This is a genomic window from Thermaurantiacus tibetensis (assembly GCF_015354055.1).
In the GTDB taxonomy this organism is placed as follows: Bacteria; Pseudomonadota; Alphaproteobacteria; order Sphingomonadales; family Sphingomonadaceae; genus Thermaurantiacus; species Thermaurantiacus tibetensis.
Genome location: NZ_JACHTM010000002.1, coordinates 665,233 through 685,490, shown reverse-complemented (window position 1 = coordinate 685,490; position 20,258 = coordinate 665,233). Strand labels below are relative to the sequence as shown.

23 protein-coding genes are annotated in these 20,258 nt (G+C 71.7%); 14 read left to right on the top strand and 9 right to left on the bottom strand.

The window, feature by feature from the left end; genetic code table 11:
- Positions 1 to 73: 73 nt before the first annotated feature.
- On the top strand, positions 74 to 637 hold the full coding sequence (locus tag H3H34_RS07875; protein WP_235945597.1) for an HD domain-containing protein: 564 nt from the start codon (positions 74 to 76) through the stop codon (positions 635 to 637).
- Between the two features lie 148 nt (positions 638 to 785).
- On the opposite strand, the gene H3H34_RS07870 is transcribed toward H3H34_RS07875, so the two are convergent.
- Complete coding sequence (locus H3H34_RS07870; protein ID WP_194744700.1) at positions 786 to 1,244, bottom strand: PEPxxWA-CTERM sorting domain-containing protein; 459 nt, start codon at positions 1,242 to 1,244, stop codon at positions 786 to 788.
- A gap of 154 nt (positions 1,245 to 1,398) precedes the next feature.
- Positions 1,399 to 2,088 (bottom strand): YggS family pyridoxal phosphate-dependent enzyme, encoded by a 690-nt coding sequence (locus tag H3H34_RS07865; RefSeq protein WP_328831578.1) that lies wholly within the window; start codon positions 2,086 to 2,088, stop codon positions 1,399 to 1,401.
- 24 nt (positions 2,089 to 2,112) lie between these two features.
- On the opposite strand from H3H34_RS07865, the gene H3H34_RS07860 reads away from it, so the two are divergent.
- Positions 2,113 to 2,697, top strand: a complete 585-nt coding sequence (locus tag H3H34_RS07860; RefSeq protein ID WP_194744699.1) for a thiamine phosphate synthase — start codon at positions 2,113 to 2,115, stop codon at positions 2,695 to 2,697.
- Here the strand turns inward: H3H34_RS07860 and H3H34_RS07855 are convergent.
- Positions 2,670 to 3,443, bottom strand: a complete 774-nt coding sequence (locus H3H34_RS07855; RefSeq protein ID WP_194744698.1) for a hypothetical protein — start codon at positions 3,441 to 3,443, stop codon at positions 2,670 to 2,672. The genes H3H34_RS07860 and H3H34_RS07855 overlap by 28 nt on opposite strands.
- 297 nt (positions 3,444 to 3,740) lie before the next feature.
- Between H3H34_RS07855 and H3H34_RS07850 the strand changes: the two genes are divergently transcribed.
- Genes H3H34_RS07850 through H3H34_RS07825 form a run of 6 tightly spaced genes read left to right on the top strand, consistent with a single transcriptional unit; the run spans position 3,741 to position 10,328 of the window.
- A complete protein-coding gene (locus H3H34_RS07850) occupies positions 3,741 to 4,160 on the top strand; it encodes a DUF3576 domain-containing protein (RefSeq protein WP_235945593.1) in 420 nt (139 codons plus the stop codon).
- A gap of 9 nt (positions 4,161 to 4,169) precedes the next feature.
- Positions 4,170 to 6,731, top strand: a complete 2,562-nt coding sequence (leuS, locus tag H3H34_RS07845) for a leucine--tRNA ligase (RefSeq protein WP_194744697.1) — start codon at positions 4,170 to 4,172, stop codon at positions 6,729 to 6,731.
- A gap of 17 nt (positions 6,732 to 6,748) precedes the next feature.
- Complete coding sequence (gene lptE / locus H3H34_RS07840) at positions 6,749 to 7,240, top strand: LPS assembly lipoprotein LptE (RefSeq protein WP_235945494.1); 492 nt, start codon at positions 6,749 to 6,751, stop codon at positions 7,238 to 7,240.
- Complete coding sequence (locus H3H34_RS07835) at positions 7,240 to 8,250, top strand: DNA polymerase III subunit delta (RefSeq protein WP_194744695.1); 1,011 nt, start codon at positions 7,240 to 7,242, stop codon at positions 8,248 to 8,250. The genes lptE and H3H34_RS07835 overlap by 1 nt, the downstream gene beginning before the upstream one ends.
- Positions 8,251 to 8,292: 42 nt before the next feature.
- Positions 8,293 to 9,534, top strand: coding sequence for a sensor histidine kinase (locus H3H34_RS07830; RefSeq protein ID WP_194744694.1), 1,242 nt, complete (start codon positions 8,293 to 8,295; stop codon positions 9,532 to 9,534).
- Positions 9,534 to 10,328, top strand: coding sequence for a LytR/AlgR family response regulator transcription factor (locus tag H3H34_RS07825; protein ID WP_194744693.1), 795 nt, complete (start codon positions 9,534 to 9,536; stop codon positions 10,326 to 10,328). The genes H3H34_RS07830 and H3H34_RS07825 overlap by 1 nt, the downstream gene beginning before the upstream one ends.
- Positions 10,329 to 10,380: 52 nt before the next feature.
- On the opposite strand, the gene H3H34_RS07820 is transcribed toward H3H34_RS07825, so the two are convergent.
- From H3H34_RS07820 to dnaK, 3 genes are read right to left on the bottom strand one after another with little or no spacing between them, the layout of a single operon-like run.
- Positions 10,381 to 10,914, bottom strand: a complete 534-nt coding sequence (locus H3H34_RS07820; RefSeq protein ID WP_207790815.1) for a YqhA family protein — start codon at positions 10,912 to 10,914, stop codon at positions 10,381 to 10,383.
- Positions 10,915 to 10,928: 14 nt separating this feature from the next.
- Positions 10,929 to 12,062 carry a molecular chaperone DnaJ gene (gene dnaJ / locus H3H34_RS07815; protein WP_207790814.1) on the bottom strand — a complete coding sequence of 378 codons (1,134 nt, stop codon included), beginning with the start codon at positions 12,060 to 12,062 and terminating at the stop codon, positions 10,929 to 10,931.
- A 52-nt stretch (positions 12,063 to 12,114) separates the two neighbouring features.
- Entirely contained in the window at positions 12,115 to 14,019 is a 1,905-nt protein-coding gene (gene dnaK / locus H3H34_RS07810) for a molecular chaperone DnaK (RefSeq protein WP_194744691.1), read from the bottom strand.
- Between the two features lie 232 nt (positions 14,020 to 14,251).
- Between dnaK and H3H34_RS07805 the strand changes: the two genes are divergently transcribed.
- A complete protein-coding gene (locus tag H3H34_RS07805; RefSeq protein ID WP_194744690.1) occupies positions 14,252 to 14,743 on the top strand; it encodes a copper chaperone PCu(A)C in 492 nt (163 codons plus the stop codon).
- Positions 14,703 to 15,266 carry a vgr related protein gene (locus tag H3H34_RS07800; RefSeq protein WP_194744689.1) on the top strand — a complete coding sequence of 188 codons (564 nt, stop codon included), beginning with the start codon at positions 14,703 to 14,705 and terminating at the stop codon, positions 15,264 to 15,266. Before H3H34_RS07805 ends, H3H34_RS07800 begins: the two co-directional genes overlap by 41 nt.
- Here H3H34_RS07800 and H3H34_RS07795 read toward each other — a convergent pair.
- From H3H34_RS07795 to hrcA, 3 genes are read right to left on the bottom strand one after another with little or no spacing between them, the layout of a single operon-like run.
- Positions 15,221 to 15,544 carry a putative quinol monooxygenase gene (locus tag H3H34_RS07795; protein ID WP_194744688.1) on the bottom strand — a complete coding sequence of 108 codons (324 nt, stop codon included), beginning with the start codon at positions 15,542 to 15,544 and terminating at the stop codon, positions 15,221 to 15,223. The two genes, H3H34_RS07800 and H3H34_RS07795, sit on opposite strands and share 46 nt — an antisense overlap.
- A complete protein-coding gene (locus tag H3H34_RS07790) occupies positions 15,544 to 16,080 on the bottom strand; it encodes a nucleotide exchange factor GrpE (RefSeq protein ID WP_194744687.1) in 537 nt (178 codons plus the stop codon). The genes H3H34_RS07795 and H3H34_RS07790 overlap by 1 nt, the downstream gene beginning before the upstream one ends.
- Complete coding sequence (gene hrcA, locus H3H34_RS07785) at positions 16,077 to 17,147, bottom strand: heat-inducible transcriptional repressor HrcA (protein ID WP_194744686.1); 1,071 nt, start codon at positions 17,145 to 17,147, stop codon at positions 16,077 to 16,079. The genes H3H34_RS07790 and hrcA overlap by 4 nt, the downstream gene beginning before the upstream one ends.
- A 112-nt stretch (positions 17,148 to 17,259) precedes the next feature.
- Here hrcA and rph point away from each other — a divergent pair, with 112 nt between their 5' ends.
- The 4 genes from rph to H3H34_RS07765 all read left to right on the top strand — a co-directional run bounded on the left by rph (position 17,260) and on the right by H3H34_RS07765 (position 20,258).
- Positions 17,260 to 17,976: a ribonuclease PH gene (rph, locus tag H3H34_RS07780; RefSeq protein WP_194744685.1), complete on the top strand. Its 717-nt coding sequence runs from the start codon at positions 17,260 to 17,262 to the stop codon at positions 17,974 to 17,976.
- Positions 17,977 to 17,978: 2 nt separating this feature from the next.
- The gene (gene rdgB / locus H3H34_RS07775) at positions 17,979 to 18,581 is read left to right on the top strand and encodes an RdgB/HAM1 family non-canonical purine NTP pyrophosphatase (protein ID WP_194744898.1); all 603 of its coding nucleotides are present in this window, start codon (positions 17,979 to 17,981) and stop codon (positions 18,579 to 18,581) included.
- Complete coding sequence (hemW, locus tag H3H34_RS07770) at positions 18,578 to 19,948, top strand: radical SAM family heme chaperone HemW (protein ID WP_194744684.1); 1,371 nt, start codon at positions 18,578 to 18,580, stop codon at positions 19,946 to 19,948. The genes rdgB and hemW overlap by 4 nt, the downstream gene beginning before the upstream one ends.
- Before the next feature lie 61 nt (positions 19,949 to 20,009).
- Positions 20,010 to 20,258, top strand: a complete 249-nt coding sequence (locus H3H34_RS07765; protein ID WP_194744683.1) for a hypothetical protein — start codon at positions 20,010 to 20,012, stop codon at positions 20,256 to 20,258.

The following is a 20,258-nucleotide window of genomic DNA, read 5'->3' as shown; positions in this document are numbered from 1 at the left end:
GGGCCGTTGCCGTGAGGCGGGCCGGTCAATGGAGGGAGAGGTGGAACAGGAGACGCGGGCCCGGTTCCGGGCGATGACCGAAGGCACGGCCGAGGACTGGGCCATCATCGCCTCGCACGCAATCCCGTTCAACCGGGCGGGCGGGCAACGCGTGCTCGATCACCTCCGGTTGCTGCAGGATGACCATGGCGGCTTCCCGGTCGACCGCCTAACCCACTGCCTGCAGACCGCGACCCGTGCTTACCGCGACGGGCGGAGCGAGGAGTACGTGGTGATGGCGCTACTCCACGACATCGGCGATACGCTCGGCGCCTACAACCACCCCGACATCGCTGCCGCGATCCTGAAGCCGTTCGTCTCCGAGGAACTCCACTGGATCTGCGAGAAGCACGGCATCTTCCAGGGCTATTACTTCTTCCACCACCTAGGGCTTGACCGGGACATGCGCGAGCAGTTCAGGGGCCACCCGCATTTCGAGGCCTGCGCCGAGTTCTGCGAGAAGTATGACCAGACCGCGTTTGACCCGGCCTACGATACGGCGCCGCTCGCCTTCTTCGAGCCAATGGTGATGCGGCTGTTCGAGTTCCCGAAGCGCAGCATCTACCTGCCGCGGACGGAAGCGGCGGCTGCGGCCTGACGGCCTCCTGCTCCTGCCTCCCCCGCCTCTCGCCGCCCCGGACCTCCGCCGCCCCTTGAACCTGTCCAGAAGAGTTACGGGCGCCCCTGTCCGGAGACATCGGCCGGAAGCTTCGCTCGCTGACGCTGCCCCCGGCGACGCCTGCGGTTCAATCCTCCGCTACCGGCCCGGTCTCCGCCGGAGACCTGCGGCGCAGTGCCAGGCCGATGAGGCCGAAGCCCGACACCATCATCGCCCAGGTCGCCGCCTCGGGGATGGCGCCGGTCACGGGAGGCGTCGGGATCGGCCGCGGTGCGATGACCGGGCCGATGAGAGTTCCCGGGCCGGGGTCGCCGGGCACTACGAGCGGCGGCTGGCCGGTGCCGGGGAGCGAGGGCGGCAGCGGCCGGCCGAGAGCGGTGACGTTCGGCATGTCCGGGAGCAGGCCGTGGCCGAGCGGGGCAACGATCACCGGGCAGTCTGGAAGCTTCGGGCGCGGCCGCGCTGCGGCCGGGCGCGCCGCGGGCTTGGCAGCCTTGGGCGCGCGCGCCTCCCTCCGTTCCGGGGCCTTGACCTTCTGCACCGCAACCACCGAGCCGGCGCCCATCCCGCCGGCGAGCAGCAGCACGCAAAACTCCTTCAGTCCCATCGTCCGACCGCTTCCATTCGGGGTGCGCCGTGCACCCCTCACGTCTTACGGACAATTCGGGCTTCTCTTGCGCTGTTTCAAGTCCGGTGCGCCAGTCTTTGCAATGATTTACCGATGACATGGTAAACAGCCGTCAGCGTGCGCCGAACAGCGCCGAACCCACCCGGACATGCGTTGCCCCAAGCGCTGCCGCAATGTCCCAGTCCCCACTCATCCCCATGCTGAGCCCCTCAAGCCCGTGCCGTCGCGCCAGCTTGGCAAGCAGCGCGAAGTAGGGCGAAGGCTCCCTGTCCGCCGGCGGAACGCACATCAGCCCCCGGACCGGAAGGCCGGCATCCCGCGCCTGGGCGAGCAGCGTCGGCAGCTCCGGAATCGCCACGCCGCCCTTCTGCGGCTCCGCGCCAATGTTCACCTGGACGAAGAGCCTCGGCGTCCGCCCGGCGCGCGCGACGGCCCGCGCCAAAGCGGTCACCAGCGACGGCCGGTCGAGCGAATGGATTGCGTCGAACAGTGCGACCGCCGCCTCGGCCTTGTTCGACTGCAGCTGGCCCACGAGGTGGAGCTCCACCTCGGGCCATTCCTCCTTAAGCGCCGGCCATTTCGCCTGCGCCTCCTGGACCCGGTTCTCCCCGAACAGCCGATGCCCCGCCTTGAGGAACGGTCGCACCGCTTCCGCCGGAAAGGTCTTCGCAACTGCCACAACGCGGGGCGGCAGATGCCCGCCACGCGCGGCGGCAGCTCTCAGCCCATCGGCAAGCCGCGCAAGGCGCTCTGCCGGGCCGCCTGCAAGCGTCGGCGGGGGAGGGGCAATGGCCTTCTTCACGCGCCCGGCCTACGGCCTCGGGCCATGCTCCGGCAACAGCTTCCCCGCACCTGGCTCTTCACCGACGAGCGCCTCGGCGACTGGCTCCCTGCTGCGATCGCGGCGCTGCCTTGCCGCAGCGGGATCGTCTTCCGGCACTACGGGCTCTCGCCCGCCGCTCGCCTCGCCTGCCTTGCCCAAGTGCGGCGGGCCGCGCGGCGCCGCGGGCACCTCGTTCTCGTCGCACAGCCGCCGCACGGCACCCGGTCCGACGGTGTCCATCTCCCCGGCCACGTCGCCCGGCTGCCGCTTCCCCGGCCCCGGCTTCTCACCGCTGCCGTCCATGACATGCGCGAACGCGCGCGGGCAACGCGACTTCGCGCCGATCTCCTCTTCGTGTCGCCCGTCTTTGCGACCGCCTCCCACCCGGGCGCGCACCCCCTCGGCCTCCTCGGCCTGGCCCGGATCGCCCGCCGCGCGCCCGCTCCGGTCGTCGCACTCGGCGGCCTGAACCTCCGGCGCTTCCGCAGACTTCCTCGTGGCGTTCGCTCCCGCCTGCACGGGTTCGCGGCCATCGTCGGCTGGGCGCCGTGCCGGCCGGGTCAGAACGACAGGGCGCCGCCCACGTAGACGCGCTCGTCCTCGCGGTTCGGCTCGAGGGGGCCAGGCGAGAGCGGGGCCGTCCGGTAGCGGAGCCCGCCGGTCACCGCGAGCGACCGTGACAGGCTGACGGCGCCCGCGGCCTCGAGCCCGAGCCGCTCGCTCCGGCCGGCCGCCAGCGGCGCACCGATGAGCGACCCTGTCTCGGTCGAGGCGATGATCCCGGTGCGCCAGCGACGTCCGCCGTAGGCGAGGCCGATGTCGAGCTCCTGCCGCTGTGCGCCCGCGCCGCCAGGGTTGATGCGGCTGACCCCTCCCGAAAGCGAGAAGCGCTGCCAGTCGAGGCTCATGTCCACGCTGTAGCCCGACGCTCCGGCGCTCGGGTTGCCGCCGGCCCCAAGCACGCTGCGGAGCGATGGCGACGCCGCCTCGGTCGTCGCCACGACCGGCCGCGTCGTCACCCCGACCGTCACCGGCCGCCGGTCCGACGACCGGGACGGCGTGAACCGGAAGCTCCGCTCCGGGCCGGGTACGCCGCCAGGCAGGCCGGCTCGCGCGGCATCCCCGGGGAGCGTGAAGTTGAAGCGGCTGAAGTCGAGCGAAGGGGCTGCCGAGGCCTGCGCCGGTTCCGCGCGAAGGCCGAACCCGGGGCCTTCAGCGTCCGGCGCCTTCCGGGATGAGGCTGCGGCGGGAGTGCCCGCAAAGAGAACGGCAAGCCCGAGGGTCACGGCGCCCGTCGCTGCCCACTCCACCACCGATTCGCCCAGCCGGACCATATCTCCCCCTACCTCGCCTCGCGCCCGAGTCCCACGGTCGAACGCGCTCGCCGGCCGCCCTGCCGCATTTTCGCCCCCTTTTCGCCCCGCTGTGGCGGGGCTGCAACGGAGGCCGACACCCGGCCGCTGCCAAGCACCCTAGCGCGCTGGCATGAAGCCCGGATGACGGGTATGCCCTCTCCCGCTGCGTTCCGGCAGCGGTGCCAGCAGGGAGAGAAACGGTTGGCTCGAGCGCACAAGGCAGTCGGCGTTGGCCCGGCCCGGCATGGCCGCGAGGGCGTCCGGTCAGGAGGTCTTCTGCTTTTCGCGGTCCTCGCCGCCGCGCTCGCGCTTGCCGGCTGCAAGCGGCGGGGGAAGCCGGAGCCCGCAGTTGCCCGCCCGGAGATCACTGCCATCGGAGTTAACAGCTGGCTGTGGCAGTCGGCGCTCTCGACCCTCCAGTTCATGCCGCTGGCCACGGTCGACTCGGCCGGCGGCGTCATCGTGACGGACTGGTATCAGAACCCGAACCAGCCCGACGAGCGCATGAAGGTGCAGGTGCTCATCCTCGATGCGGCGCTCCGGGCCGACGCCCTTCAGGTCTCGGCCATCCGCCAGGTCCGCCAGGGCGGGCAGTGGGTGCAGGCCCCCGTCCGGGCCGGCACGGTCCAGCGCCTCGAGGAGATCATCCTCGAGCGTGCGCGGAACCTGCGCCAGGCGGCGGTCATGCCGCGCTAGGGGGAGAGCGTGAACGCCCCCGAGCTTCCCCGGCAAGCGTCCGCCGATCCTGAGACCTTCTCCCCGTCCGAAGCTGACGCCCGCTGGCAGCGCGTCTGGGAGGAGCGGCAAACCTTCCGTGCGCCGCGGGCGCCGACCGGCCGGCCGCGCACCATGATTCTCGAGATGTTCCCCTACCCCTCGGGGCGCATCCACATGGGCCATGTCCGTAACTACACCATGGGCGACGTGCTGGCCCGGGTGCGGCGCATGCAGGGGCATGACGTTCTCCATCCCATGGGCTGGGATGCGTTCGGCCTGCCGGCCGAAAATGCCGCGATCGAGCGCGGCATCCACCCCGAGACCTGGACCCGCGCCAACATCGCCACCATGCGCGCCCAGCTCCGCCGTCTCGGCCTCGCGATCGACTGGACCCGCGAGTTCGCCACCTGCGATCCCGCCTACTATGGACACGAGCAGGCCCTCTTCCTCGACTTCCTCGAGGCCGGCCTCGTAACCCGCCGCGAGGCGGACGTGAACTGGGACCCTGTCGACCAGACGGTGCTCGCGAACGAGCAGGTGATCGATGGCCGCGGCTGGCGCTCCGGCGCGCCCGTCGAGCGCCGTAAGCTCACCCAGTGGTTCTTCCGCATCACCGCGTTCGCCGAGGAGCTGCACGCCGCGCTCGCCACCCTCGACGGCTGGCCGGAGAAGGTCCGCCTCATGCAGGAGAACTGGATCGGCAAATCGCGGGGCCTCAGGTTCCGCTTCGCGCTTGCGGATCCGCCGCCGGGCCTGCCCGCCCACTTCGACGTCTTCACCACCCGGCCCGACACGCTCTTCGGCGCGAGCTTCGCCGCCCTCGCCCCGGACCATCCGCTGTCGCTCGCCCTTGCCGAGACCAACCCGCGCCTTGCCGCCTTCATCGCCGAATGCCGGCGAACAGGCACGTCCGCCGCCGAGATCGAGACGGCGGAGAAGCGCGGGTTCGACACCGGCCTTGCCGTCATCCACCCGCTCCTGCCCGAGCGCCGTCTCCCGGTCTTCGTCGCCAACTTCGTCCTCATGGACTATGGCACCGGAGCCCTCTTCGGCTGTCCGGCGCACGACCAGCGCGACCTCGACTTCGCGCGGAAGTACATGCTTCCTGTCCTCCGCGTGGTGGCCGCTCCCGGCGAGGACGAGGCGCCCATCGGCGAGGAGGCCTATGTCGGCCCCGGCCGGCTCGTGAACTCCGGCTTTCTCGACGGCCTCGAGGTGGAGGAGGCCAAGGCCGCAGTCATCGCCCGTGCCGAGGCGGAGGGCTGGGGCGAGGGCACCACCCTCTTCCGCCTGCGCGACTGGGGAGTCTCCCGCCAGCGCTACTGGGGCACGCCCATTCCCGTCATCCACTGCCCGGTCTGCGGCGTGGTACCCGTGCCCCGCGACCAGCTTCCGGTCACGCTCCCGCCCGACGTCGCCTTCGACCGGCCGGGCAAGCTCCTCGACCTCCACCCCACGTGGAAGCACGTCCCCTGCCCGGCCTGCGGCGGTCCCGCCGAGCGCGACACCGACACGCTCGACACCTTCGTCGACTCCTCCTGGTACTTCCTCCGATTCGCCGGCCCGTCGGACGCTGCCCCGTTCGACCGCGCCGAGGCGGAGAGCTGGCTGCCCGTCGCCCAGTACATCGGCGGCGTCGAGCACGCGATTCTCCACCTGCTCTACGCCCGCTTCTTCACGCGCGCGCTCCACGCGCTTGGCCGGCTCGGCTTTGCCGAACCCTTCGCCGGCCTCTTCACCCAGGGCATGGTCACCCACGAGACCTTCCGCGCCGCCGACGGCCGCTGGCTCGAGCCTGCTGCCGTCGAGCGGCGCGGCGACCTCTGGGTGGAGCGGGAAACGGGGCTTCCGGTCACCCAGGGGCGGGCCGAGAAGATGTCGAAGTCGAAGAAGAACGTCGTCGACCCCGACTCCATCCTCGACCGCTACGGCGCCGACGCCGTTCGCTGGTTCATGCTCTCCGACAGCCCGCCAGACCGCGACCTCGCCTGGTCGATTGCGGGCATCGAGGGAGCGGCGCGCTTCGTCCAGCGCCTGTGGCGCATCGCCCGCCTCGCCCGCGATCGCGCCGGTGGCGAGGATCTCGTGCTGCGCCGCCTTGCCCACCGCACCATCGCCGGCATGACGGCCGACATCGACCGGCTCCAGTTCAACAAGGCGGTGGCCCGCGCCCACGAGCTTGCGAACGGAATCGAGCGCGCCGGTCCTTCCGTCGATCGCGCCTTCGCTGCCCGCACTCTGCTCCTCCTGGCGTCGCCCATGGTGCCTCATGTCGCCGAGGAGGCATGGGCGATGCTCGGCGAGGACGGCCTCATCGCCGATGCGCCCTGGCCGGTCGCCGACCCGGCGCTCCTCGTCGACGACGAGGTGACGCTCGCCATCCAGGTCAACGGGCGGCTGCGCGACACCCTGGTCGTCCCCCGCGGGCTCGACCGCGCTGAGCTCGAGGCCCGTGCCCTGGCCGCTCCCGGTGCCGTCCGGGCCCTTGCCGGCAAGGCCCCGCGCAAGGTGATCGTGGTGCCCGACCGGCTCGTCAATCTCGTCGCATGAGTCCGCCGCGCCCCCTCTTGCCCCTCCTCGCCGCGGTCGCGTGTCTCGCCGTGCTTCCCGCCTGCCAGCTCCGCCCGGTCTACTCCGCGTCGACGGGTGCGGCCGCCACCGGCCTTCTCGGTGGCGTGGAGGTCTCTCCCATCCCCGAGCGCACCGGCTTCCTCGTGCGCGACCAGCTCGTCAGCCGGCTTGCCCCGCAAGGGGCAGGCGCGGCGCCACGCTACCGGCTCGACGTCACCCTCGACGACCGGATCGAAGGATTTGGCGTGCGCGGCGACAACACGATCGTTCGCGAGCGGCGGACGCTCAGGGCCCGCTACGCCCTCGTCGAGACGGAGACTGGCCGCAAGGTGTTCGAGTCGGTCGCTGGCGCCGATGCCGGGATCGACGTCGTCGCCTCCGAATATGCGGTGGTCGCAGCCGAGGTCACGGCAAGCGAGCGGCTGGCCGAGGCCATCGCCGAGCAGATCGTCGGCCGGCTTGCCATCTTCGCCCGCCGGGGCAGCTGATGCTCCTGAAGCGGGCCGCCTGGCTCGCCGCGCTCGAGGCGCCCGATCCCCGGGTGCGTCTCTGGCTCGCCTTCGGGCCTGACACGGGCGGCGTCGAGGCCCTTGCCGCCGCCGCCCGCCGCGCGCTTTCGGCCGCAGCCACCACCGACCTCGGCGGCGTGCCGCTGGCCGAAGCGCCCGGGCGACTTCTCGAGGCCGCCGCGAGCCTCTCCCTCTTCGGCGAGCGGCAGCTGGTCCGTATCGATGGCGCCGGCGACGAGGCGGCCGAGGCCGTCCGCCTGCTGCTCGAAGCCCCGGCCGTCGCCAACCCCGTGCTCGTGACGGCGGGCAATCTTCCGCGCGGGTCATCCTTGCGCCAGCTGGCCGAGGCGCATCCGCTTGCCCGTGCGGTCGCCGCCTACGAGCCCGACGCGCGCGAGTGGCCGCGCCTCGTTGCCGAGGCAGCGATGGCGGCGGGCGTCCTTCTCGGCCCGGGGCAGGATGCCGCGCTCTGGGCGGCGGCCGACGGCAACCTCCAGGTGCTGGCCGCGGAGCTTGCGAAGCTCGCCACGGCGGTCGCGGCGAGCCCGGAACGGCCCGCGCGGGTGCCGCCCCCCCTGTTCTCGGCCCTTGTCGCCGGAAGCCCGGGCGAAAGCCTCGACCGCCTCCTTGACGCGCTGGTCGCCGGCGACCTTCCCGCGCTCGACCGCGAGCTTCAGGCCTGGGGGTCCGAAAGCAGCATTCCGCTCCTGCGGATGGCCGGCCGCCGGCTTCTGCTGCTCGCCGCGCTGCGCCGCGCCGTCGATGCCGGGGCGACGCCGCGGACCGCGGTCGAGGCGCGTCGCCCGCCGGTCTTTCCCCTGGCACTGCGGGACCGGCTGGTCGCCGCGCTCCCGCGCTGGCCGCTTGCGCGCCTCGAAGCGGCGCTTGCCGCCCTCGTCGAGGCAGAGCGGGCCATCAAGCGTTCACGAAGCCCCGGCGACCTTCTCGGGCGCGCCGCCCTCCTGGTCGCCGCCGCCCCCCGCCCCTGAGACCCTTGGCCTTTGGCCATCCGCCGCCTACCTTGGGCGTGCATGGCGACGCTCCCGCTCGACCGCCGCGGCTTCTTCGCCGACCGCAACCGGGCTTTCTGGACTCTCCAGATCGGCGGCTGGACCGGCTACTTCCTGCTCCGCACGCTGGGCGGTCTCGCCAACGCCATGGGCGTGGCCTTCATCCTGCCCGCCATCCTCGTCACCGTCACCGGCTTCTCCATCACCCTCCTCATGGCGTCCGCCTACCGGCGGATCATCCGCATGCGCCCGGTCTGGGTGTGGAGCCTCACCATCCTTATCCTCGGCACCGGCGCCGTGCTCTTCTCGACGATCGAGGTCTGGGCCCACGCAACCTTCTACCGCCCCGACTGGCGGCCGAAGGGCATCGAGTTCATGGGCGCGATCCTGCTCACGCTTGCCGTCCTCGGCGCGTGGACCGCTCTCTACTACGGCATCAACTACTATCTCATGCTGGACGAGCAGGCCGAGCGCTTTGCCCGCCTCGAGGGGCAGGCAAGCCGGGCCCAGCTTGAGATGCTGCGCTACCAGCTGAACCCCCACTTCCTCTTCAACACCCTGAACTCCATCTCGACCCTCGTGCTCCTCGGCGACACCGAGAAGGCGAACGCCATGCTCTCCCGTCTCTCCTCCTTCCTGCGCTACACGCTTGTCGGCGACCGCGAGGGCCTCGCGACCGTCGCCCAGGAAGTGGAAGCGCTGAAGCTCTACCTCGACATCGAGAAGATCCGCTTCGGCGAGCGGCTGCGCGTCGCCTTCGACATCGCGCCCGAGGCGGCCCCCGCGCGGCTGCCCTCGCTCCTCCTCCAGCCCCTTGTCGAGAACGCGGTGAAATACGCGGTGACGCCGCAGGAGGAGGGGGCCGACATCCTGGTCTCGGCGCATGCCGAGCGCGGCCGGCTTCTCGTCGAGGTCGCCGACACCGGCCCCGGCATCGGCCCCGGCGGCCCCGGCCCCTCGAGCGAGGGAACCGGTCTCGGCCTCGACAACATTCGCGAGCGGCTCCTCCAGGCCTATGGCGCCGACCACCGCTTCGAGCTGTCCCCGGCGCTGGCACCCGAGGCCGTCCAGGCCCGCCAGGCCCGCGGGGAGGGCGGCGGGCCCGGGCTTCGCGTCACCATCGATCTTCCCTTCCAGACGGCCCGCGAGGAGCCGTCCGGGCCGGCCCACCGCGCCGAGGCGGCGCTCGGGCTTGCCACGCGTCGCCCGGCGGCGCCGGCCCCGCTTCTTGCTGCGGGCCATGAACCGAAAGAGGTCGCCTGATGCCCATCCGCACCCTTCTCGTCGATGACGAGGCGCTCGCCATCCGGGGTCTCCGCCACCGGCTTGCCGCCCACCCCGACATCGAAATCGTCGGCGAGGCCATGAACGGCCGCGAGGCCATCCGCACCATCCGCACCGAGCGCCCCGACCTCGTCTTCCTCGACATCCAGATGCCGAGCTTCGACGGCTTCGCGGTCGTCTCCGCACTCGCCGACGTCGCACCCCCGCTCGTCATCTTCGTGACCGCCTATTCCGACCACGCCATCCGCGCATTCGAGGCGGAGGCGGTCGACTATCTCCTGAAGCCGGTCGAGGAGGATCGGCTTGCCCAGTCGCTTGACCGCGTCCGCGCCCGGCTTGCCGAGAAGCGCCTCCGCGAGGAAGCCGAGCGCCTCGCCGCGCGCCTTGCCGAGGTGGACCCGGAGGCAGTCGCCTCGCTCGAGCTTCCCGCCGACCCGCCGTCCGATCGCTACGAGCGGGTCATCAACGTCCGCGACCAGGGCCAGATCTTCCGGGTGGAGGTCGACTCGATCGAGCGCATCGACGCCGCCGGCGACTACATGTGCCTGACGACGGCTGACCGAACGCTGGTGCTGCGCGAGACAATGAAGGATCTCGAGCGCCGGCTTGATCCCCGGAAGTTCCAGCGCGTCCACCGCTCGACCATCGTCAACCTCGACAATGTCCGGCAGGTGAAGCCGCACACCAACGGCGAGTGCTTCCTGACGCTCGCCTCGGGTGCCACGGTCAAGGTTTCCCGCTCCTACCGCGAGGTGGTCGCCCGCTTCCTCTGAGGGCGCGCCCGCGCGGCAGGCAATGTTCCACGTGGAACATGTTCCTGTGGGGTCACTTCCGCCCCTTGGCCTGGGAGGAGATCCACTCCGAGAGCGCTGAGAGCAGGGTGGAGACCACGAAGGTGACGTGGACCACGACCAGCCAGAACAGCGTGGTCTCGGCCGGCGGGTTGGGCCCGTCGAGCCCCATGAAGAGCTTGAGCAGCTGGATGCCGGAGATGGCGACGATCGAGCTGAAGAGCTTCAGCTTCACGTCGCCGAAGCCCAGCGCGCCCATCCAGCCCGGCCGCTCGGCATCGGTGTCGATCCGCGAGACCATCATCTCGTAGGAGGCCAGCACCACGATGACGACAAGGTTCGCGACGAGCGCGATGTCGATAAGGGCGAGCGTCGCCAGGATGACGGTGTCGACGTCGAGGGCAAGGAGCTTCGGCAGGTAGGCGAGAAGCGTGCGGGCGAAGACGACGAACAGCATGAGAAGCGCGAGGAGCAGCGCCGCGTAGAAGGGCACGACAAGCCAGCGCGCCGCGAAGAGCGCGCGCTCGACCATGACCTGCCAGCGCGGTTCCGGGCGGGGAGCCGTCACGGACGGGGGCGGGCTCAGTCGGCCAGCCCGTCGAACGCGTCCTTGACGCGTTCCCAGAAGCCCTTTGCCTTGGGGCAGTTCGCCTCACCTTCCTCGATGCAGCGGAACTCCTCGAGCAGTTCCCGCTGCCGGGGGGTGAGCCTGGTGGGCGTCTCGAGCTCGACCTGGAGCACCAGGTCGCCTGGACCGCTGCCGTTGAGGCTCGGGAAGCCGCGGCCGCGCACCCGGAACTGGCGGCCGGTCTGGGTGCCGGCCGGGATCCGGAGTTCGACCGGCTGGCCGTCGAGGCCGGGGATGGTCAGCGTGCCGCCGAGCGCCGCCGTCACGAAGCTCAACGGCACCTGGGCGAAGAGGGTGGTCCCGTCCCGCTTCCAGACGGGGTGGGGCTTCATGTGAACGAAGATATAGAGGTCCCCCGGCGGGCTGCCCCGAGGGCCGGCCTCGCCCTCCTGGGCAAGGCGGATGCGGGTGCCCTCGTCGACCCCGGGCGGAACCTTGACCTTGAGAGTCTTTCGGCGGACGACCCTGCCCTCGCCTCCGCAGGTGGCGCAGGGGTCGGAGAGCTGGGCGCCCTCGCCATGGCAGGCAGGGCAGGTGCGCTCCACCACGAAGAGGCCGTTCTGCATGCGGACCTGGCCACGCCCGCCGCAGGTCTGGCAGGCCACCACGCGGGCACCCGGCTTCCCGCCCGAGCCGCCGCAGGCGTCGCAGGTCACCGCCGTCTCGAAGGCGATCTCGGCCTCGGTGCCGTGGAAGGCCTCCTCGAAGCTGACCTCCAGATCGTAGCGGACGTCATTGCCCCGGCGCGGCTGCCGAGCGCTGCGGCCCCGGCCGAAGAAGTCTCCGAAGACGGTCTCGAAGATGTCGTCGATGCCGCCGAAACCGGCGCTGCCGAACGGCCCCGCTCCGCCGAAGGGGCCCTCGCCGCCGTTCCTGAAGGCGGCGTGACCGAAGCGGTCGTAGGCAGCGCGCTTCTGGGGGTCCTTCAGCACCTCCCACGCCTCGTTCACGGCCTTGAACCGCGCCTCGGCCTCGCGGTCGCCCGGGTTGCGGTCGGGATGCCACTTCATCGCCGCCCGGCGGTAGGCAGCCTTGAGCGTGGCCTCGTCGGCGCCGCGCGGCACCTCGAGCAGCTCGTAGTAGTCCATCTGACCCTGCACGGCGCCGAACCCTCAGTACGACCGGGCCCCGGTCACGCCCTCACTTCTTGCTGTCGTCCACCTCGGTGAAGTCGGCGTCGACCACGTCCTCCGACGCGGAGCCCGACGCCGCCCCGCCCGTGCCCGCGGCCTGCGCCTGCTCGGCCTGGTAGATGGCCTGGCCCATCTTCATGGCGGCAGCGCCAAGCGCCTCCGTCTTGGCCTTGAGCGTTGCGGTGTCGCCGCTGTCGAGAACGGCCTTCGAATCGGCGATCGCGGCCTCGACCGCGGCCTTGACGTCGGCTGGCACCTTCGCGCCGTGCTCGGCGAGCTGCCGTTCGGTGGTGTGGAGCAGGCTGTCGAGCTGGTTGCGCGCCTCGGCCTTCTCGCGGCGCGCACGGTCTTCGGCCGCGAACTGCTCGGCCTCCTTCACCATCCGGTCGATGTCTTCCTTCGAGAGGCCGCCCGAGGGCTGGATCCGGATCTGCTGCTCCTTGCCCGTACCCTTGTCCTTGGCCGAGACCGAGACGATGCCGTTGGCGTCGATGTCGAACGTGACCTCGATCTGCGGCACTCCGCGAGGCGCAGGCGGGATGCCGACCAGGTCGAAGGCGCCGAGGAGCTTGTTGTCGGCCGCCATCTCCCGCTCGCCCTGGTAGACCTTGATGGTGACGGCCGACTGGTTGTCCTCGGCGGTCGAGAAGGTCTGGGACTTCTTGGTGGGGATGGTCGTGTTGCGGTCGATCATCCGGGTGAAGACGCCGCCGAGCGTCTCGATGCCGAGCGAGAGCGGGGTCACGTCAAGGAGGAGGACGTCCTTCACATCGCCCTGGAGCACCCCGGCCTGGATCGCCGCGCCCATGGCCACCACTTCATCCGGGTTGACCGACGTGTTGGGCTCGCGGCCGAACAGCTCCTTCACGAACGCGCGGACTGCGGGCATCCGGGTCATGCCGCCAACGAGGATCACCTCGTTGATCTGGCCGGCCGTCACCCCGGCCTCTTTCATGGCGTCGAGGCAGGGCTTGCGCGTCCTCTCGATGAGGTCGGCCACCAACCGCTCGAGCTCGGCCCGCGTGATGGTCTTGACGAGGTGCTTCGGCCCCGTCTGGTCGGCCGTGATGAAGGGGAGGTTCACTTCGGTCGAGGCCGAGGAGGAGAGCTCGATCTTGGCCTTCTCGGCGGCCTCCTTCAGGCGCTGGAGCGCGAGCCGATCGTTCCTGAGGTCGATGCCCTGCTCCTTGCGGAACCCCTCGGCGAGATGGTCGACGAGCTTGGCGTCGAAGTCCTCGCCGCCGAGGAAGGTGTCGCCCGCGGTCGACTTCACCTCGAACACGCCGTCTCCAAGCTCGAGGATCGAGATGTCGAAGGTGCCGCCGCCAAGGTCGTAGACGGCGATCGTCTTGGCATCCGTCCGCTTGTCGAGCCCGTAGGCGAGCGCAGCGGCGGTCGGCTCGTTGATGATGCGCAGCACCTCGAGCCCGGCGATCTGGCCGGCGTCCTTGGTGGCCTGGCGCTGGGCGTCGTTGAAGTAGGCCGGAACCGTGATGACGGCCTGCGTCACCGTCTCGCCGAGGTAGCGCTCGGCAGTCTCCTTCATCTTCTGGAGGATGAAGGCGGAGATCTGCGAGGGGCTCCAGTCCTTGCCACCGGCGTGCACCCAGGCGTCGCCGTTGGGCCCGGGCACGATCCGGTAGGGGACGAGGCCCATGTCCTTCTTCGTCATCGGGTCGTCGAAGCGACGGCCGATGAGGCGCTTGACTGCGAAGATGGTGTTTTCGGGGTTGGTTACCGCCTGGCGCTTGGCCGGCTGGCCGACGAGCCGCTCGCCATCCTTGGTGAAGGCCACCTGCGAGGGCGTGGTGCGCGCGCCTTCCGCATTCTCAATGACCTTGGGCGTCGCGCCTTCCATCACCGCGACGCAGCTGTTGGTGGTGCCAAGATCGATCCCGATGACCTTCGCCATGTCCTCTGCCTTCCTTTCCCGGACCGTACCCAGAGGGGACCGCCCGTTGTCGTTATCCAGTCTCAAGGCCCCCGCCTTTCGGGCGGGCATGCCGGCCAGACGGGGATATAGGTGGGGGCGAGACCGCATCAATGGGCCGCAGGCCTTGCAGGCAACGCGGCCCGTTCGCGACATTCTGGCGGTTGCGACAGGCGAGGGTTGCAGCCTAGAGCGGCGACGTCAGGAGATGCCGATGCGAAAGACTGTCGTGCGCGGGTTCGGCCTTGCGGCCTGCGCCGTTTCGACGATGCTGCTCGTGGCCGCGATTGCCGGCGGCTCGGGGCTCGAGATCCCGGCGCGGGCCGAGGCTTCGGCGCCGCGCGTGACGGGGGCGTGGATCCGGCTGCCGGCAGCGCCCGGTCGCCCGGCTGCCGGCTACCTCGAGCTGGCGGCCCCTCCCGGCGAGGCACTCGTGGGGGCATCGTCGCCTCGCGCGGGCCGGATCGAGCTCCACTCCATGACGAACGTCGACGGCGTGATGCGCATGCGCGCCGAGCCGCGGTTCGAGGTGCCCGCCTCGGGGCGCCTGAGCTTCGCGCCGGGCGGCGCGCATCTGATGCTGTTCGACCTCGCGCCCAACCTCAAGCCGGGAGACCGCGTGCCGGTGACGCTCCGGTTCGCGAGCGGTGCGGAAGTGACGGTGAGTGCCGAGGCCCGCGCGCCCGGAGCTCACGCCGGTCACTGAGCCCGGCGGCAGCCGGGCGCTGACTCCCGGCGAGCGGGGGCTCGCCGCCGACGTGTTCGGCGACGCGCTCGCTCCTGACCCGGTGCGGCTCCACCGCGCCAAGTGGTGGATGTGGCAGCCTGCCTGGGTGGCAATGGCGCCCGACGGCCACGTCTGGTTCCACCCGAACGGCACCGACTGGTCGGAGGATTTCGCCGCCGAGCCGCTCGCCGCGCGCGGCCATTTCGTCCACGAGCTCGTCCACGTGTGGCAGCACCAGCAGGGCATCCGCCTGCCATGGCGGCGGCTGCCCTTCGCCCGCTATCGCTACCTGCCGCTGGCGCCGGGCCCGCCGTTCCACGCCTACGGCATCGAACAGCAGGCCGAAATCGTGCGCGAGGCCTATCTCCTCGCCGCAGGCTGGCGGCTGCCGGGCCGGCCGCCGCTCGCCGCCTACCAGGCGCTCCTGCCCTTCGCCTCGGCGCTCTCCGGCCGGGCTCAGGCAGGAATCGAGGGGAAGGGCAGTTCTTCCGCGATGCGATAGAGCCTGACCTCGAGGTCGCGGAGCAGGCCCCCCGCGCTGCGGGTGAACTCCGCCATGTGCGGGGCCCTGAAGTGCGCCTCGAGCGCGGCCGCATCGGCCCAGCATTCCGAGATGGCGATGACGGCGGGCTGGCCGGCGCTGCCCTCGTCCTCGATGGCAAGCGCGTAGTGCAGGCACCCGGGCTCCGCGCGCGAGGCCGCCATCATGGCGGCAAGCGCTGGGCGAAGCGCCGGGAGCGACTCGGGGTCGGCTCGCGCGTGGCCGAGGATGGCGAGCATCAGCCCTTGGCCGGGTCGGCAGCCTTGGCGACGCTGACGAGCGCCGGGCGGAGCAGCCGGTCCTTGAGCAGCCATCCCGCCTGGAGCTCGGCGACCACCGTGCCGGGTTCCGCCTCGCTTTCCACCTCGACCATGGCCTGGTGCTGGTTGGGGTCGAGCGGGCGGCCCACGGCCTCCACCCGGCGGATGCCGTGGCGCTCGAACACCTGCAGCATCTCGCGCTGCGTCGCCTCGAGGCCGGCCAGAAGCGGCTTCAGGGTCTCGTCAGGCTCCTTCGGCATGGCAGCGAGCGCGCGCTCGAGGTTGTCGGCCACCACCAGCATGTCGCGGGCGAAGGCGGCGGCTGCGTAGGCCACCGCGTCGGCCTTCTCGCGCTCGAGCCGGGTGCGGGTGTTCTGCGCCTCGGCGATGGCGCGCAGCGCCTGGTCGCGCTCGAAGTCGCGCGCGGCAGTCAGGGCCACGATCTCCTCGCGGGCGAGCCGGAGCTGCTCCTCGAGCGGGTGCTCTTCGGCAACGTCGGTCGTCTCTTCGGTCATGCCTGTCCCATCAGTCTGGAAAGCCGGCTGGCAGTGAAATCGACCATGGGCACGACCCGGGCATAGTTCAACCGGGTGGGCCCGATCACGCCGACAACGCCCACCACCCGCCCGTCGGCGCTGCGGTAGGGCGCGGCCACCACCGAAGAGCCCGAGAGGGCGAACAGCTTCGTCTCGGCGCCGATGAAGATCTTGAGCGCGTCGGCCGCGCGCGCCTCGTCAAGCAGGCGGGCGAGCTGCGCCTTCGTCTCCAGCTCCTCGAGGAGAAGGCGGGCGCGGTCGACGTCGGCCGAATCGAGGAGATGCGCCTGGCCGCGGACGATGAGCACCGGCCCGCTCGCGTCCCGGCTCCAGGCGGCCAGGCCCTCCTCGACGAGACCCGCCGTCAGCCGGTCGAGCTCGGCACGGCCGCTTGCGATCTCGGCCTTCAGCCGGGCGGCGGCATCCGCGAGCGTCATGCCCGAAAGCCGCGCGTTCATGTAGGCCTCGGCCTGCTGGATGGCGGCCGCGGGCAGTGGCTCGGCAAGCTCGAGGATGCGGTTCTCGACCGTGCCGTCCGCGCCGACCAGGACCGAGAGGATGCGGCCCGGAGCCAGGGGTACGAGGTTCAGCTGGCGGATGACGGCATCGGCCTTCGGCGCCACGACCACGGCGGCGCACTGGGCAAGGCCGGAGAGCGCGCTCGTGGTGCGGGCCAGCACATCCTCGAGGCTTGCGCCGCTGGCGCGGGCCTCGGCCTCGATCGCCGCCGTCTCCTCGGGCGAAGGCTCCGAGACCTGCATCATGGCATCGACGAACAGGCGCAGGCCCCGTTCGGTCGGCATCCGCCCGGCAGAGGTGTGGGGGGCGGCCAGCAGGCCCAGCTCCTCGAGGTCCTGCATGACGTTGCGGATGGAGGCGGCGGAGAGGTTGAGGCCGCCGTGGCGCGCGAGCGTGCGCGAGCCCACGGGCTCGCCGGTTGCGAGATAGGCTTCGACGATGTCGCGGAAGATGGCGCGCGCCCGCTCGGAGAGGTCGCCGAGCGTGCCCGCCTTCGGGTCCGCGGCGCGAGACGGTGCAGCCTTCATGGCAGACGCGGATGTAGGTCATCCCCTGCGCCGTCTCAACCGCGCCCCGGTTGGACGCACTGCACCCGGCACGCTAGGGCGCCAGCGCCTGCAACCTGCAAGAGAGCCGCCCATGCGCCCTTCCGGCCGTGCGCCCGACATGATGCGCCCCGTCGAGATCATCCCCCATGTCAACCCCCACGCCGAGGGCTCGGCCCTTGTCAAGTTCGGCATGACCCACGTGCTGGTGACGGCCTCGGTCGAGGAGCGGGTTCCGCCGTGGCTGCGCGGCCGCGGCGAGGGCTGGGTGACGGCCGAATACGGGATGCTCCCGCGCGCGACCCACACGCGCGGCGAGCGCGAGGCCGCGCGGGGGAAGCAGTCGGGCCGGACGCAGGAGATCCAGCGCCTCATCGGCCGGTCGCTGCGTGCGGTGACCGACCTTGCGGCGCTCGGCGAGCGGCAGGTGACGCTCGACTGCGACGTGCTCCAGGCCGACGGCGGCACGCGCACGGCTGCCATCTCGGGCGCCTGGGTGGCGCTTCGCCTCGCGCTCGACCGGATCCACGGCCAGACCCCCTTCGCGCAAGATCCGCTGCCACGGGCGGTGGCGGCCGTCTCCTGCGGGGTGTTCGAGGGCACACCGGTGCTCGACCTCGACTATGCCGAGGACTCTGCCGCCATGACCGACGGCAACTTTGTGCTGACCTCGGATGACCGCGTGGTCGAAGTGCAGGCGACCGCCGAAAAGGACCCGTTCGACGAGGAGACGCTCCTCCGTCTCCTCCGCCTTGCCCGCATCGGCTGCGCGGAGATCTTCGCCCACCAGCGGAAGGCAGTGGGGCGGTGAGCCTGCCACGCCCGGAACGGCTGGTGGTGGCCACCCACAACCCCGGCAAGCTCGGCGAGATCGAGGCGCTCGTGGCCCCGCTCGGCATTGCCTGCGTGGGGGCCGGCGCGCTCGGCCTTCCCGCGCCGGAGGAGACGGAGACGAGCTTTGCCGGCAACGCGCTGGTCAAGGCTCGGGCGGCCGCGCGCGCGGCCGGCCTGCCGGCACTCGCCGACGACTCGGGCCTCTGCGTCGACGCGCTCGGCGGCGAGCCCGGCGTGCGCACGGCCGACTGGGCCGAGACAGGGGAGGGCCGCGACTGGGACATGGCGATGCGCAAGGTGGAGGAGCGGCTCGCGGCGCTGGGGCCCGACGCGCCGCGCGATGCGCGCTTCGTCTGTGCGCTGGCGCTCGCCTGGCCGGACGGGCGCGAGGCGGTATTCGAAGGAGAGGTGCGAGGCCGGCTCGTGTGGCCTCCGCGTGGGGAGCGCGGCTTCGGCTACGACCCCATGTTCGTGCCCGACGGCCAGGACGCAACCTTCGGCGAGATGGACCCGGGCCTGAAGCACCGGATCAGCCACCGGGCGGACGCGTTCGCGAAGCTGCTTTCGGCCTGGGGCAGATGAGCGGGGCCGAGGCGCCGTCGGTCGGGCCCGCGTTCGACGGCAAAGCCGCTGAAGCAGCCACGCCGGCCGGAGCTCCAGCGAGTCCGGAGACGAAGGCTGCGCCTTCGCTCCGGCCGCTTGCGCGCGAGTCGTCGGTCGGGCCCGCGTTCGACGGCAAAGCCGCTGAAGCAGCCACGCCGGCCGGGGCTCCAGCGAGTCCGGAGACGAGCGCCGGGCGCTCGCTCCGGCCGCTTGCGCTCTACATCCACTGGCCCTTCTGCGTCACCAAGTGCCCCTATTGCGACTTCAACAGCCATGTCCGCCCCGGAGTCGACCCGGCCGACTGGGAAGCCGCCTATCGCGCCGAGCTGGCCCACGAGGCGGCCGCAACGCCGGGCCACCGGCTCGTCTCCGTCTTCTTCGGCGGCGGCACGCCCTCGCTGATGCCGCCGGCCCTCGTCGGCCGGCTGCTCGAGGCCGCCGCCCGGCTCTGGCCGCTTGCGCCCGGCCTCGAAGTGACGCTCGAGGCCAACCCCTCCTCGGTCGAGGCGGCGAATTTCGCCGCGCTTGCCGCAGCGGGCGTGAACCGGGTGTCGCTCGGGCTCCAGGCGCTCGACGATGCCGCGCTCCGGCAGCTCGGGCGGCCGCACGATCTCGCCGAGGGGCTCGCCGCGCTCGACGTGGCCCAGCGCCAGTTCCCGCGGGTCTCGATCGATCTCATCCATTCGCGGCCTGGCCAGACGCCCGCGGACTGGGAGGCCGAGCTTGCACGAGCGCTTTCCTTCGGGACCGGCCATCTGTCGGCCTACCAGCTCACGATCGAGCCGGGCACGCGCTTTGCGACCCTTCACGCGAAGGGTCTCATCGACCTTCCCGCCGAGGAGGACGCGGCCGAGATGCTCGAGCTGACGGAGGCGCTGTGCGCGGCGGCTGGCCTTCCGCTTTACGAGGTCTCGAACCATGCCCGGCCGGGTGACGAGTGCCGGCACAACCTCCAGTACTGGCGCTACGGCGCCTACGCGGGCGTGGGCCCCGGCGCGCACGGCCGCCGGGCCGGCCGGGCCACGGTGCGACAGCGCCGGCCCGAGGCGTGGCGCGCGGCCGTCGCCCGGACGGGCCATGGCATCGAAGCGGAGACCTCGGTTCCGCCCGCGGAGGCCGCCCGCGAAGCCCTGCTGATGGGCCTGCGGCTTGTCGAAGGCATCGATCCCGACCGGTTCGAGCAGGCCACCGGCGTGCCGCTCGGGCGGGCGATCGATGCGGACGCGCGTGCCCGTCTCGAGGCGCTGGGGCTCCTTGCGCCCGGGCCGCGGCTTGCCGCGACCGCCGCCGGTCGGCGCGTTCTCGACCGCCTGCTCGTCGAGCTGGCTCTCGATCCCGTGCTCTGACGGGCGCTTGACGCCGGCGGCCGCCGCGCCACATCAGGGCAGCTCAGGAGGAGATGCGCCGATGCTCGGCCAGATCGTGACCGCGCTAGCCGGACGCCAGCTCGCCCGCACCGTCGGCGGCGCGGGTGCCGGGCCGATCGGCGCCCTTGTGGGGGCGGCGCTGCCCACCGCCATTCCCTTCCTCGCGAAGCGTCTCGGGCCGGCCGGCATGGTGGCAGCCGCGCTCGGCAGCTACATCGTCGCTCGCGCCATGGCCCGGCGGGCGGGCTCCGCGGCAGCTTCGCCGCCCCCGCCCCCGCCACAGGCCTGA